Below are 15113 nucleotides of genomic sequence, written 5' to 3'. Positions count from 1 at the left end.
CAACTCCTGCTAACAAGGAGAAAACTCATGGAACAAATGACAAAATCAAATCGACTGATCGAACGCGTACAGCGTCGCCTGGCTTTAGCGGTTTGGGGGCGTGCACTCTTTGTGTCATTTGTAATCTCTGCATCCCTGTACCTGGCGCTGATGCTCTTCAGCCGGTTGACGGGCTACTGGACCGGCTGGTTCCCACTGGAGTCCATCAGCAGTGTCGCCATCGGTACGCTGGTGCTGTCAGCGATTCTGTTTCGCCGGCCCGATCGCGAACAGGCGGCCCGCCTGATCGATCAGAGACAGGGAACCAAGGATCTGTTTCTGACGGTGACGATGCTGGAACAGGCCGTCGGCAATTATAAGCCCCTGGTCGCGCAGGACGCAGAAAAGCAGGCAGAGAAAATCAGACCCGCCCAGGTCGTGGAATTTGCCTGGGCGAAACGGGTGGGCTGGGTCTGTGCCTCCACGCTGGTTCTGTTTCTGACACTGCAATATGCGCCGCAACTCGACCCCTTCGGTGAAGTACAGGCTGCGGAAATCGAACAGGAAAAGGTCAAGGAGTTCCAGAAAGAGAAAAAAGCAACAAAGGCCCGCATGGCTGAGTTGAAGAACAAAGATAACGGTGCAGGCGACGAAGAGTCTAAAGATGTCAAACTGGCGGTAGAGAATCTGAAATCGGACTTTCGCAAGATGACCCCCGGCAAAAAACAGGAAAATGCCAAGACCCTGGCTGGTCACCAGAAGTCTCTGGGAGGCAAGTGGCGGCAGAGGGCCGAAGAGAATATGAAAAGCATGATGATGAAGGCAGACCAGGCCCAGAAATTTGGTGGCCTGTCGAAAGCTGACGGCATGAAGAAGTGGTCTAAAGAGCTGCAGGAGGGTTCGACTCAGTCACTCACCAAAGAGATGGATGAATTGAAAGATCAGCTGCAACGGCTGATGAAAGAAAAAGACCCGGTCAAACGGGAAAAACTGCAGAATGAAATCCAGAAGAAACTCAAGGAGATGGAATCATTCGCCCGGGAACAGACTTCTTCCAAGCCGATGGCAGCAGCGCTGAAGCGAGCCATGAAACAGATGCAGATGGCACAGTCTAAGGGGCTTTCTCCCGAAGAGGCTTTCAAAGAAGCCATGGAGTCCATGGACCTGGCAAAAATGGAACTCAAAGAAGTGGCGCAGTCGGCCAAGGACATGAAAAAGCTGGAAGAAGCGCTGAAAGTTCTACAGATGGCTAAAAAGGCAAACGACAAATCAGGCCTCGACGGTGAAGCCTGCGAAAACTGTATGACCCTCGAAGACTACGAAGAACTCTATGCAGAAATGATGGGGGGAGAAATGCCCGGTGAAGGGACCGGCAATGAGGGACAGGGCGGAGGAGGCAAAGTCGATGAAGACGACACGGGTGATAAAGGTTTTAAAACCGAAAAGTCCAAGTCTGCCATCACCGCTGGTAAGGTCCTGCTTTCCTTCAAATCCAAGGGGCTCAGCGACAGTGGCGAAGCCAGGAAAAACTACAACAAGCTGGTCACGGATCTCAAGCAGGGCATGAGCGAAGCCATCATGCAGGAGCAGATTCCGCCCGGGTATCACGATGGCATCAAGAAGTATTTCAACTCACTCGAGAAAAAAACTGACGAGAATACACCTCAGAAATGAATGAACAAATCAGGCCCCAGGGTGCTCCCGACTGGCTTACCTTAATCATCATTCTATTGCTGGCCCTGTTGGGAATTGGAGTCGTCTTCTATTATCAGAAGCAGACAGATCCATTGGTTGTGTATTGCGCACATGACTCCATCTTTTCGGAGAAAATACTCAACGAATTCATGGCAGAGACGGGAATTGCCGTCGAACCCCGGTTTGATACCGAAGCGACTAAATCTCTCGGCCTGACGAATCTGATCATTCGAGAACAGGAGCATCCCCAGTGCGATGTTTTCTGGAATAACCAGACGCTGGGTACCGCGGATCTGAAATCCCGGGGACTGCTGGAAAGCTATAAAGGTTCCGGGTACGAACGAATCCCTGAGTCATTCAAAGATCCGGAAGGCTGCTGGACCGGTTTCGCAGCCCGTTTGCGGGTTTTTATTACCAATACGAATCAGCTGCAGGCGGATTCCGCTGCCATCGAGAAGGTTCTGGCCGGGCCGTTGGATCAGGTCGCTATTGCCAAACCCCTGTACGGGACAACGCTCACTCATTTTACCATCCTCTGTGATGTCTGGGGACTGGATCAACTCAAAGCCTGGTATGCGGAACAACTCAAACGGGGGATTCAGGTCACGACCGGTAATTCTCAAGTCAAGAACCTCGTCGCCGGTGGTGCCTGCGTACTGGGCTATACAGACACGGATGACTATTTTGTCGCCGTCGATGAGCAACAGCCGGTGGCTGCTATCCCCGTGACGATCGAGGACAAAGTGATTCTGATTCCCAACAGTGTGGCGATCATCAAAGGAACCCAAAAGCGGGAGCAGGCCGAGAAACTGGTCGATTTTCTGCTCTCGGAGCGGGTTGAACTGGAACTGGCCCGCTCGCAGTCACGCCAGATCCCCCTGGGGCCGGTTGACTGGGAGCAAGTTCCGGAAGAAGTAAAACAGTATCGGTCTGAGATCGAAAAAGCATATCCCCTGACGAATCTGGTCAAACAAAGAGAGCAGACGCTGGACTGGCTCAAAACGGAGTATTTGAAATGAGCCTGGCCACAGCCTGTGGCGTGACCGTGTTGCGCAGTTTATGTATTTCATTCATCGGAGTCTTTTTAGCCCGGCGGTTAACCCCGCCGACCCGGAAAGCGTTTGAATCTCGTTCCTGGTTCCTGTTAATTCTGATTTTATCACCGTTATTTGTTCCTGAACTCCTGGTGGGATATGCCTGGTCTCTGATTTCTGTCAGATTCGTGCAGTATCCTGCCCTGGTCGAACTGACATACTCAACTCTGGTTTTGATGAAAGTGGTCCCTGTGGGAATACTCTGTTTCAGTATGGCGGGGGGAGCGTTAATCTCTCCCGAAGCGGATTTCATCCGACGCGTTTTTCGTGCGCCGCGTTCGCGACTGGCCAGCCTGAAGACCCGAGCCAGTTTTTTTCTCTGGAATTCTCTGCGACTGTTGATCCCCGTCTGGACGCTGTTATTTCTGTTGAGTTTTCAGGAATTTGAAATCGCCTCGCTGATGTATCGCGATTCCTGGACCGTCTGGATCTTTGATGCCCAGGCGGGTGGCGTTCCCGTGCAGGAAACACTTTCTTTTCTACTGGCGCCTCTCGTCATTGAAGTCGTCATCCTGCTGGGGGTCTTCAGCCTGTTGCAGCGGTTTCAGAGAGAGACCAGAAAAGTGAATGCGAATGAAACGCCAACTCCCGTACTACAGAAAGCGAAGCTCTGGGACTGGTGTTACCTGGGGACCGCTTTTGCCCTGGTCGTGCTGGTTCCCTTTCTCTTAATCAGTGGTGGGAGTTTGCAGTCATTGCTGAATCTGCTCCAGAATCAGTATCAGCTCGTCAGCATTTTACAGGAGTGCGCCTGGGCGCTGGCCTACGCAGCGACAACCGGTATTGCCGCCTGGGGACTGGCCTCATTCTTTTTAAAACAGAATACCACCGTTTTCACCGGACTGACGGGCCTCTTGTGCTGTCTACCTGGTTTGTGTGGTGCACTGATCCTCGCTCTCGGACTGGCATCCCTGTTTCTCACCCGCGCTGGCTCAGTCATGTATGGCACGCCGATTCCGGTTCTGCTGGGGTTTGTGTTGTTTCTGTTTCCCCGCGCCCTGTTCCTGCGGCTGATGCTCCTCAAACGAGAACAGCATGCCGGCCTGTTTCTGGCACAGATACTTCGTCAATCCCCGCGGCCCTCTCAAGCCGGGCAGGGGGGCGAATTGCTCTGGGCCGTCTCGGGAAGAATGCAATTATGGGCCGTGGTTCTGCTGGCGTTCTGGGCTTACTGGGATGTCACGATCAGCTCAATACTCGCTCCCGGCAGTACGATGACGTCAGCTGTTCGTTTATATGGACTGATGCATTATGGACAGAACGCAATGTTGTCCGCGATCACCTTTTTCTGTTTTCTGGTGCCGGTCTGTCTCTGTCTGGCACTTGTTCCCATTGTGAAACGATTCTGGATCGCCAGCTATCGCGTGCCTGTCTGAAAGTAAAAAAGATCAACGATGGTCGTAACGGTTCCCCAATCTGAAACTCTTATCTGGCGACTGACCGAAGTCAGCCTGTCCTGGCAGGGGGGCGTACGCCTGGAGGGCATCGACCTGGAAATTCCAGCCGGGGTGACTGCCATCATGGGGTATTCCGGTGCAGGAAAGACATCTCTGTTAAACCTGCTGGTTGGCTTTGAACGCCCCGATCGGGGAGAAATTCAACGGAATCAAACGCACTCGGAGACCGTAACCCTCGACCTGTTCTGGGTCCCTCACAGTATGGGTCTCTGGCCTCAGTACACGGTCCGCGAGCATTGTCTGCTGGTCAGTCCGGATACAGATCAACAACAGGCACGAGCTGATGAACTGCTTGCCGCCTTTGGGTTAATTGATGTGAGCGATAAATACCCCGGGCAGTTGTCCCAGGGGGAAGCGTCCCGGCTATCGGTTGTCCGGGCCCTGGCCAGTCAGGCGAAAGTCCTGGTGATGGATGAACCACTGGTCCACGTCGATCAGGCGCACTGGCCCCAGTACTGGGATTTCATTCGCGCGTATTGTGTCTCTCACAATATTTCACTTGTCTTTTCGACGCATTCTCCCGAGCTGGTCCTCCGCGAAGCACAACAGGTCATCTGCCTGGATCAGGGGCAGGTTATCTATCATGGTCCAGTCGAAGAACTTTATCGTTCACCCTCCTCGGTAAAGGCGGCTTCATTTCTGGGGCCCGTGAATGAAATCGATTCACCCGGGGAAACCTCCGACTTACCCAAGCTGGCCCGTCCCGAACAGGTGGAATTGATCACCGACCCTGCCGGTCCGTTCGAAATTAAACAGACTTATTTTCTCGGAACCATGGAAGAAGTCCGCACCATGAACCGGGAAACCGGTGCAGCACATACTTTTTATCATCGACCCGTCCGAGCAGGACTGGAAGCGGGACAGCGAATTTCCATTCGACTGCTGATTCTGTTCTGCTGTCTGCTCTTGTGCGGAGGCTGTATTCCCGGTGATGCGCCGGAGTTATCCTTCTCTGAGATTACTCAGTGGCCTGTTCCCGCGGAAGGTATCAAGGTCCCGGCGCCGCGCAGTCTGAATGTGGGGCCTGACGATGAACTCTACGTCCTGGATAACGCAGGACGGGTCCTGGTTTATGATGCGAATGATGAATTGATCAAACAGTGGGAGATGCCTGATTTTGAAATCGGCAAGCCGGAAGGGGTCTGTCTGCTCAGGAATGGAGAGATCGCGGTTGCGGATACCCACTATCATCGCGTCGTCTTCTTTGACAAAGAGGGAAATGTGCTCCGCATGCTGGGAGAGTATGGTGAAGGTCCTTCCCAGTTTATCTACCCGGTGTCCGTGGTGCAGGATCCGGAAGGAGATATCTACGTCTGCGAATATGGGAATCACGACCGCGTTCAGAAGTTCTCGGAAAGGGGCGAGTATCTGCTCGAATTCGGCAAGGTGGGGACCGGACCGGGGGAATTTCAGCGCCCAGCGGGAATGATCTGGCATGATCACAAAATTTATGTCTCGGATGCAATCAATAATCGAATTCAGATTTTCTCAGATGAAGGTGAGTTTCTGGAAATTCTGGGAGCAAAAACCGGGGGAATTCCCCTCTATTACCCCTATGACATCGCCATCGACCGTAATACCAGCAAATTGTATATCGTGGAATACGGATCAGGACGGATTACCAAAACAGACTTGCAGGGAAATATCCTGGGGCGATTTGGGAAAACAGGGATGCAGCAGGGAGAATTCCTGACTCCCTGGGGACTGACTGTAAATTCAAAAGATCAGGTATTCATTGCTGACACCGGAAATCGTTTAATCGTAAAATTGACACCATGAAAATCAAAGAACTCTATCAACAGTTAGTTCCCAGAGCACGCACACCGATGACGTGGCGGCGGGCGCTCCCTTTGATTTTCTTCCTGTTGCTTTACGCCGGCATTTGTGTGGGCCTCGAACTTTCGGGAGTTCTGCTCTTTGCCCGTCCCTGGGCATTCGTGCTGATTCTCTTCGCGGTCTGGGTCTGGTGGCTCTCTGTGGCCGGTTATGGTGGGCTGAGCAGGGGCAGGGCACTGGCTGCGCTGCTGACGCGACTGGTGATGCTGGGACTGTTTGTGATCCTGATTGCAGAACCACGGTCCGTTCGAGTACGGGATGTGATCTCAGTGGTCTACGCCGTGGATCTATCCGATTCCATCGGTGAACGGTCCGTCGACGAAGCACTGGAATTCGTTACGAAAACGGTGACCGAAAAACCGCCCACGGATGAAGCAGGTCTTGTCGTCTTCGGAAGAAATTCGGCTGTCGAACTGCCGCCCCGCATGTCGTTCCCGTTTGAAGCATTGAATTCGCGTATCGACAGGGATGCAACCAACCTCGAGCAGACTCTGTCACTGGCCGCTGCCATGCTGCCTGAAGAAAACCGCGGACGCATCGTGTTGATCAGCGATGGCACCGAGACCGAAGGCTCCATCTCACAGATCCTGGACGAGTTGAAATCCCGCGATATCGCCGTGGATGTGCTGCCGATTCAATACGAATATGACAAGGAAGTCTGGCTGGAAAATCTCGAATTGCCACGGTTCGTCAAACTGGGCGAAAACTATGAAGCTTCCGTGGTACTCTCTTCGCTCCAGGATGGTGCAGGCAAGCTGGTACTGCGTGAGAACGGAGAACAGATTTACGAACAGGAAGTCAAATTCAAAGCCGGCAAAAATCGATTTGTCGTCCCCATCTATCTGCGGGATCCTGGCTACTACGAGTATTCCGCGACAATCGAAACCCAGGCCGCCGATGACCAGATCCGCGAAAACAATACCGTCATCAATTACATCTATGTCGAAGGCGAAGGCAAAGTTCTCGTTGTGACGAATCCCGCCGGTGATGACCGGGACTGGGAGTCGCTGGTGAAAGCGATTCGCGAAGGAGAACGCAATGTCGATGTCGTTTCGGCTTATGAATTTCCGAATGATTCGCTCTCACTGATGCCTTATGACGCGGTCTTATTTGTAAACGTACCCGCTGATGCGTTTAACGTCATTCAGCTCAAAGCCGTCCACGACTCCGTCTTCAACCAGGGCATCGGCTTCATGATGGTCGGCGGAGACAACAGTTTTGGCCCGGGAGGCTATCACCGTACGGTCATTGAAGACGCGTTACCCGTCACGATGGACATCACCAAAAAGAAAGTTCTACCCAAAGGCGCGCTGGCAATTATTCTGCATACCTGCGAGTTTCCGGAGGGGAACACCTGGGGAAAGCGGATTACCAAGCAGGCGATTAAGGTACTGGGTGCTCAGGATGAAGTCGGGGTTCTGGTTTACGATTACATGGAGGGCGAAAAGTGGCTGTTCAAGCTGACGCCCGCCGGCGACTATGAGAAGATGGTCCCCAAGATCAATGGCGCGCAAATCGGGGATATGCCCAGCTTTGTCAATACGATGCGTCTGGGACTGAAGGGGTTGAAAGAAAGCGATGCCTCCACCAAGCACATGATCATCATCTCGGATGGCGATCCTCAGCCCCCCGCACCACAGTTGATCAGTGATTTTCAGAAGAATAAAGTCAGCGTTTCGATGGTCGCGATCTTCCCGCATGGCGGACGCGATATTTCGACGATGCGGGCCATCGCCGGCGCCACGGGCGGGCGGTATTACTTCCCCTCCGATCCCAACCAGTTACCTTCGATCTTCATCAAAGAATCGAAAACGCTGAAACGGAGCATGATTCAAAATGAAACGTTCGTGCCGGAAGTCGGAATGATCTCTCCGGTCTTGAAAGGCATTGAGCGGATTCCACCGCTGTTCGGTTATGTGTTAACCACGATCAAACCACGGGCGGAAGGTGTCCTAAACGCGCCGGAAAAGAAAGAGGCCGAAGGGGAAATTGATCCGGTCCTCTCCTTCTGGCGTTACGGACTGGGAACGACGGCCGCCTTTACTTCAGACCTCTCACCCAACTGGGGGAAAGACTGGGTCAACTGGGATCATTACCAGGCGTTTGTCAAACAGCTGATGATCAAGATCTCGCGTGTGCAGAAACAGGATCATCTGAAACTGTGGAGCCATGTCACAGGTAATAAAGCAACGATCATGGTGGAAGACTTTCACCCGGAAGAATCGTTTCTGAATGTTGCAGCCCGGATTGCAGGTCCTCATGATCGAAAGGAGACCGTGGTACTCAAGCAGGTCAGCCCCCGTCGCTACCAGGCAGAAGTACCTCTCTGGGGCAAGGGGCGCTACCAGGTCACGGCTCTTGGAAAATCGGGGGAACGGGAAGATCACGCCAACGGGGGTTTTATTGTACCTTATTCACCGGAATTCCTGCGGTTCCGTTCGAATCCCATCGTGTTGGAAGAAATCGCACAACGAACCGGCGGCCAGCGACTGGATCCCGCCATCGCAACGGATGTAATTTACGGTCGCCGCGATCCTAAACAGAGTTCCAACCCGGTCTTCGACTGGTTTCTGATGGCACTGGCAATCCTGGTTCCTCTGGACGTTGCCATCCGTCGGGTACAGCTTGACTGGTACGTCATCAAAGGCTGGTTTGGGTTCGGGAAGGAGCAGAAGCAGAGTACCGCTACGATGGGCGCCCTGCTGCAACGCAAACAGGATGTGGTGGACGATCTGGATGCCCGCCGCGGTGGTCCGACCGAACAAACTGGCCAGTCGACACTCGCCCAACTACAGGAGCAACGTCTGCAGAAGGGGCCTGCAGCCACTCCGAAGCCCCCCGGTGCAAAGGATTCCGGAAAACAGCAGTCGGCAGCACCTCCGCCGCAAACGCCACCGGATAATCAGTCCACGACAGGGCGTTTACTGGACATGAAACGAAAACGAAATTCAGAAGACAAAGATAACGATCAGTAATCAGACAGGTTTTCAACCGTGGAGAATAATATGAATCAGCCGGAAACAACCGACGAACCCATCGTGTTACAGGCCGAAGCCGATCACTTTAAAAAAGTGTTCAACGAGGTGCGATCCGAAGTAGGCCGGATGATTATCGGCCAGGAGCGAGTCGTGGAATCGACACTCTATGCCTTGTTTTGTGGCGGCAATGTCCTGCTGGAAGGGGTCCCCGGACTGGGGAAAACCGAACTGGTGAAAGCACTCTCCCGGGTACTGGACCTTCATTTTCAACGGATTCAGTTTACCCCCGACCTGATGCCTGCGGATATTATCGGCACCAATATCATGAGTACCGACGAAACCGGGACCTACCGTTTTGAATTCCGCAAAGGACCGATTTTTACTCAGTTGCTGCTGGCAGATGAAATCAACCGGGCATCGCCCAAGACACAGTCGGCCCTGCTGGAAACGATGCAGGAAGGAACCGTCACCGCCGGTGGGACACAGTATCGGCTGGACCAGCCCTTTTTCGTGATGGCAACCCAGAACCCGATTGAGCAGGAAGGGACCTATCCACTTCCGGAAGCACAGCTGGACCGCTTTATGTTTAAGATTAATGTCCCATTCCCCAACCGTGCCGAACTCAACACGATTGTGCAGCAGACCATTCTGAAACAGCCGGTCGAACTGACCAAGTTGCTCAACAGCAGCCAGATTCTGGAACTGCGTTCGGTGTTGGAAAAGGTTGTGGTTGTCGAACCAATCCGCGACTACGCCATTCGCCTGGTGCTCTCAACCCATCCGGGAACCGATTTCGCAACCGATGAAGTCCGCAGATTCATTCACTGGGGCGCCAGTCCCCGGGCAGCGCAATCCCTGGTAAAAGCGGCACGGGTGCGTGCGTTGAGTGAAGGCCGGGCGCATGTGGCGTTTGAAGACATTCGCTACTTTGCGAACGAGGTGCTGCAGCATCGGGTGCTGCTCAACTATGACGGGCAGGCTGAAAATATCAAAGTAACCGATCTGATCACCAAAATCTGCCAGGAACTGCCCGAGAAGGAGTAACGGACCGTGGCCGAGAATTCAGCCTTAACGCAGTATACCCCGTTGTTCGATAACAAGACGTTATCGATGCTGGAGCGGATGCGCCTCAACCCGACCAGGCGGCTCACCAATCGAAGTCACGGCGAACACCTGACCGGCAAAGGGGGATCGAGTACCGAGTTTTCTGATTATCGGAACTACGTGGCCGGCGATGACGTCCGCTACATCGACTGGAATATTTTTTCGCGTCTGAATCGTCCCTTCATGAAACAGTATCAGCACGAAGAGGAAATGCATGTCGTCATCATCCTCGATGCCTCGTCTTCAATGGATTACGAAGATAAATTCGAACGGGGAAAACAGTTGGCTGCTGCTTTCGGTGTAATGGGGCTGTTAAACTTTGAGAAGGTCAGCGTATATGCCTGTAATCAAAGGGGAGGTCGTCCCGCCCAGTTTCCACCCTCATCGGGCCGGGTCAGTATGAAGCGACTGTTTGACTTTCTGACGTCTCTGGAACCAGGTGGAGATGAACCGGTCGAGCAGGCCGTAGAAGATGTTTTACGGACGCACCGTGGACGAGGGATCGCGGTTATTCTCTCCGATTTTGAATCTTTCGGTGACCTGCAGCGTCCTTTGAACATGTTATTCAGTGCAGGACTGGAAATCTTCGGGGTTCAGATTCTGGCTCCTTCGGAGGTCAATCCGGAAATCAACGGGGACCTGCGTCTGGTTGACAGCGAGACAGGCCAGACTCTCGATATTTCTTCAGCGGGGGATCTGCTGGGATTATATCACGAGCATCGGGCCATGCTGGAAGACCACCTCTCAACACTGTGTCGACAGCGTTCGGGACGTTTTCTGTCAGTTAACAGTGGCGATTCCCTGGAGCATGTTCTCTTTGATCAGCTGCGGCGGAAAGGATGGGTACGATGAATTTCTGGCCCGGCTTTTATGCTCTGCAGGGCGCCTGGTTTCTTCTGCTACTGATTCCGCTGCTCCTGTTTTACTTTTTGAAACTCAAGCGACCGCATCAGCGCGTGCCTTCGCTGGCACTCTGGAGCCAGGTCATCAATGACCGTCGGGTGAATTCTCCCTTTCAGAAATTCAAACGCAGCATTCTGTTGCTGCTGCAGATCCTGTTACTGCTGTTCCTGGTTCTGGCTTTGATGCAGCCTTATATCCAGAGCGGGGCAGAGCGGGCCGAATATCTGCCGATTCTGATCGACTGTTCCGCCAGTATGGCTGCGACCGATCCGGAAACGAAAAAGTCACGGCTGGCTCTCGCCAAAGAGCGAGTGAATGAGCTGATCGAGAACATGCTGCCCGACCAGAGAATCTCGCTGGTCGCCGTCGGCTCGACTGCCCGTCGGCTGACTGACTTCACCGACAATCAGCGTGTCCTCAAAAAGTCGCTGGCATCACTGGAAGTGGATGATGTTCCCAGCCAGCTGGAAGACGCGCTGCGGATGACACAGGCACTCTCACGCACCGCCCCGATTAAATCAGTCCTCTTCTACTCCGATGGCAATTTCCCACAAGAGATCGACTTTGAACTCCCCTTTGAGCTGAATTACCAGCTGTTGCCTCCTGCTGGCGTGAATGTCGGAATCACCTCCATGAATGCCCGCAAAAATCAGGCGGGGACCTGGGACGTCTTCCTGCGAATCGAGAACTCAAAACAGGCAGACAGTTCCGCCTCCGTCGAACTGATCCAGGATGGACAGAGTGTGGCCCGGGAAGAGATTGTTCTGGGCCCAGGAGAATCACAACGACTGGAATTCGCCGTTGATGCGGGAGGCGCTTCAAAAATTAAAGCTATCCTGACTCCTGCAGGATCAGACAGTCTGGTCGCAGATAACGAAGCCTATCTGACCATTCCACAGTCTCGTCAACTTCTGGTTTATGTGGATCCTGAGTTAGCCAGCTATCGGTATGCTTTGGATGAAAACTCCGAGATGATCCTGTATCCACAACCAGATCAAAGCTCAGCGCCTGCGGAATACGATCTGGTCATTTCCGGTGCCGCTAAGGATATGGATCGTGAAGCATTAATCAAACTGGGAGTCGGTTTTGTACCGGAGGAGTTAGAGAAGTATATCAAGCTGGAAACGGAACTGACCGAAGTGGTGGACTGGAACCGCAGTTCATCGCTGCTCAGACACGTCCAATTAGGTGATGTCCAGATCACCCAGCAGCCGGTCTGGACAGAAAACTCCGGCGTAGAAAATCTGGAAGAACTGGGCTACGAAGTTCTGATTCACGGCAAACTGGGACCACTGTTACTGCAGAAACGGACTCCCACCGATCAGGAATTCTATTTCCTGTTCGATACAGACCGTTCGACGCTCCCTTACCGGGTTGGTTTTCCCATCATGGTTTCGAACCTGGTCCAGCTGACTCTGCAGGAGGCCGGGATCGCCGAAACTCAGGCTGCCGCGACACCAGTCTTACCAGTCGTGGAATACCAGCCGGAACAGACCTATCAGATAAAAACCCCCGTCGGCAAGTCGTTGTCTGTAGAGAGTGATGCAAATGGCGTGTTGTCCGGCATCGCAGCGCTCCACGTTGGCACTTACAACATCAGTGGCGAAGGTGCTAAAGATGCCCAAATTGGCGTGAGTTTATTGAACCCTCTGGAGACTTCTCTCGTTTCCGTAGAGAAGATCCAGTTCAGCGAAGTTCCGGTCAGCGCAGCGGCAGCCCAGATTGACAGCGATAAACCGCTCTGGAGTGAGTTTGCCCTGATCGCGTTTTTCCTGTTACTACTCGAATGGTGGTATTTCCAACGCAAACCATCGGGTGTTCCTACTTAAAAATTCGTCCTCAACCTGAAATCGAACCATGTTGCGCCAACTCCTGATTATGATCTGGTGGCTGTGTCTGTCGATGCCTGCTGCCGTCCATGCGCAGAACCTGCCCATGACGGTTGATCTGCGACAGACATCACAGTCCCCCAAGGGAGATGGACCGCTCACCCTGGTCTGGCAATGCTCGGTTGCCTCGACAGGACTTCTGGAAGGCTATTTCCTGGTCACTGCCCACGATGGCGTTCAACAGTTTGGTCAGTTTCGTTCGAATGATGTTGCGTTACACGCCGGTTTCCATGAAATCCCGATGATGCTGCCCCCGATGAAGGTAGACAACGCGTTTTCGAATGTCAGCTTGCAGGTCAGTTTCGTTACAGCGGACAGAAAGTACGATCTGAAAAACGAGTTTCTACTCCGTGTCGGGCGTGTTTATGAACGCATGTTTGCTGTCGGCGTCTGTGATTCGTTTGACACCAGTCTCTCAGAGGCTGAAAAACGTCTGCTGGATGAACTTAAATTTGAAGCGATCAGTCCCTCCGATCCTTTACCCGTCGATCTGCGGCAAATTCTCAGAAAACACGGTCTGGATAATCGCGGCTATCTGACCAATCGCCCCTTATCTCTCAATATGCAGACATTCTCGATCTATGTAGGACCGTCTGAGTTTCCCCAGCTTCCTTTAGATTGTCATCAATACGACATCCTGCTGATTACAGAGCAGGGGCTGGAAGCACTCGAATCACGGCATCTGCGGGCCATTCTGCAGTGGGTTCGCTCGGGGGGCAGTCTGTGCGTGCTGGTAGGGGAGGATCCCCAGCCATCACAGGTACAGTTTCTCAACCAGTTGTCAGATAATGCGGGAAGCACTCCCTTTGTGCTCAACTCCGCAGGAAAACTGGAGCAGGACGAAGCCCAGACCACCTGGTTTTTCCGAACCGGCTGGGGACGCTCTGTTATCGTGACAGCAGGTGCGATCGCAAACGACACGTTGTCTGAAACGCAGCGCAAACAGATTCCTTTTTTTCTCTGGAAACTGCGTCACTCCCAACAGGACTATTACGCAGCAAATCAACGCTGGGACGAACAGCCGCTGATCAATGCCTATGTCGATCGGGCAAAGCAGAATCATAGTCGCTATGGAGAAGCTTATACTCCCGCCGAAATGTTCAATCTGAATTATCACCCTGTCAGCACGGGGGGCGCTGTTGTTTCCAGTCTGATGCCGGAACATCTCCGCATCGTGCCCGCATCGCTGATAATGTTGATTCTATTATGCTACGTCATCGTCATCGGGCCGGGAGAATATTATGTTCTGGGCCGTTTCAACCTGAGACGCTTTACCTGGATTACCTTCCCCCTCATTTCTGTCGGTTTTGCAGTGATCGCATTTCTGATTTCGAATTACTTCATGCAGACTTCGCACGAACGAAAATCACTGGTGATCATCGACCTGGATTCGCAGGGACGACCCGTTAAAGAAAATCAGATCGAGTTGATTTTTACGGGCTCTTACCAGGATGTCGAAACACCCGTCAAATCCGGTTTGCTGACCTCGCTCAATCAGCTGGAGTTGGGGATGGGGGAGAATTATTATCGCTATTCACGCGGAACGGACGCCGCTCTGGTCGGTCCCCCCTATTATGCGGGCTCCATTCCAACACAATATTCGGTTTTCCAGCGTATGCCCCAATGGACGCCGCAGCTCAATCGCATCGTCAATAATTACCCCCAGTCAGAACAGCCGTCTTTTAACTGGGCCTCAGTTGACACTAAGCAGTTGGCCTCCATGCAGGGGCGAGAGCAATTGAAAAAACAGATTGAAGCAGAATTCGGCAATCAGGCTTTAGTGATGATCTACAATGGGACCTCTGCCGGAAAAGTGGCAAAATATCCCATGAACCATCGGCTGCAACATCCCACACTGAACCAGACGCGTTACCCGTCGAGATACCGACTCTTCAATACCGAGCAGTATCACAATGGAATCCATAACCATGTTCAGCAGAGTTTCATGGATGACCTGTGCGTACGCAATCAGGGAGGACTGTTCCAGATTGTTTCACAGGTTTCTCCATCCGGGGGAAACAACTATGAAGATCTCAGTATCCTGGACCCTTCCGCTCCCGACCAGTGGCTGGTTGTGATCTTTATTCCGGGCCAGACCCAGGACACGGTCTATCGTCAACTGCTGTTTTCCCCAGGCCGGCGGGCCGTACAAGCCCTCTGACAGAAGTGTGAATTAAA

9 protein-coding genes are annotated in these 15113 nt (G+C 52.9%); all 9 read left to right on the top strand.

Annotation, left to right across the window (positions count from 1 at the left end; genetic code table 11):
• Positions 1-27 precede the first annotated feature (27 nt).
• The 9 genes from FYZ48_RS11605 to FYZ48_RS11565 are packed head-to-tail and all read left to right on the top strand — an operon-like array spanning position 28 to position 15096.
• Positions 28-1653: a hypothetical protein gene (locus FYZ48_RS11605; protein ID WP_149340481.1), complete on the top strand. Its 1626-nt coding sequence runs from the start codon at positions 28-30 to the stop codon at positions 1651-1653.
• Positions 1650-2693 carry an extracellular solute-binding protein gene (locus FYZ48_RS11600; RefSeq protein ID WP_149340479.1) on the top strand — a complete coding sequence of 348 codons (1044 nt, stop codon included), beginning with the start codon at positions 1650-1652 and terminating at the stop codon, positions 2691-2693. Before FYZ48_RS11605 ends, FYZ48_RS11600 begins: the two co-directional genes overlap by 4 nt.
• The gene (locus FYZ48_RS11595) at positions 2690-4144 is read left to right on the top strand and encodes a hypothetical protein (protein ID WP_149340477.1); all 1455 of its coding nucleotides are present in this window, start codon (positions 2690-2692) and stop codon (positions 4142-4144) included. Before FYZ48_RS11600 ends, FYZ48_RS11595 begins: the two co-directional genes overlap by 4 nt.
• A gap of 18 nt (positions 4145-4162) precedes the next feature.
• Entirely contained in the window at positions 4163-6004 is a 1842-nt protein-coding gene (locus FYZ48_RS11590) for an ATP-binding cassette domain-containing protein (RefSeq protein ID WP_149340475.1), read from the top strand.
• Positions 6001-9036, top strand: a complete 3036-nt coding sequence (locus FYZ48_RS11585) for a VWA domain-containing protein (protein WP_149340474.1) — start codon at positions 6001-6003, stop codon at positions 9034-9036. Before FYZ48_RS11590 ends, FYZ48_RS11585 begins: the two co-directional genes overlap by 4 nt.
• A gap of 30 nt (positions 9037-9066) precedes the next feature.
• Positions 9067-10083 (top strand): AAA family ATPase, encoded by a 1017-nt coding sequence (locus FYZ48_RS11580; RefSeq protein WP_145439950.1) that lies wholly within the window; start codon positions 9067-9069, stop codon positions 10081-10083.
• Between the two features lie 6 nt (positions 10084-10089).
• Complete coding sequence (locus FYZ48_RS11575; protein WP_149340473.1) at positions 10090-10995, top strand: DUF58 domain-containing protein; 906 nt, start codon at positions 10090-10092, stop codon at positions 10993-10995.
• Positions 10992-12875, top strand: a complete 1884-nt coding sequence (locus FYZ48_RS11570) for a vWA domain-containing protein (RefSeq protein WP_187781982.1) — start codon at positions 10992-10994, stop codon at positions 12873-12875. Before FYZ48_RS11575 ends, FYZ48_RS11570 begins: the two co-directional genes overlap by 4 nt.
• A 28-nt stretch (positions 12876-12903) precedes the next feature.
• Positions 12904-15096: a hypothetical protein gene (locus FYZ48_RS11565; protein ID WP_149340471.1), complete on the top strand. Its 2193-nt coding sequence runs from the start codon at positions 12904-12906 to the stop codon at positions 15094-15096.
• The last annotated feature ends 17 nt before the right edge of the window (positions 15097-15113 follow it).

Source organism: Gimesia chilikensis (assembly GCF_008329715.1).
Taxonomy (GTDB): domain Bacteria; phylum Planctomycetota; class Planctomycetia; order Planctomycetales; family Planctomycetaceae; genus Gimesia; species Gimesia chilikensis.
The sequence above is the reverse complement of the archived record's forward strand: the minus strand, read 5'-3'. Positions and strand labels throughout refer to the sequence as shown.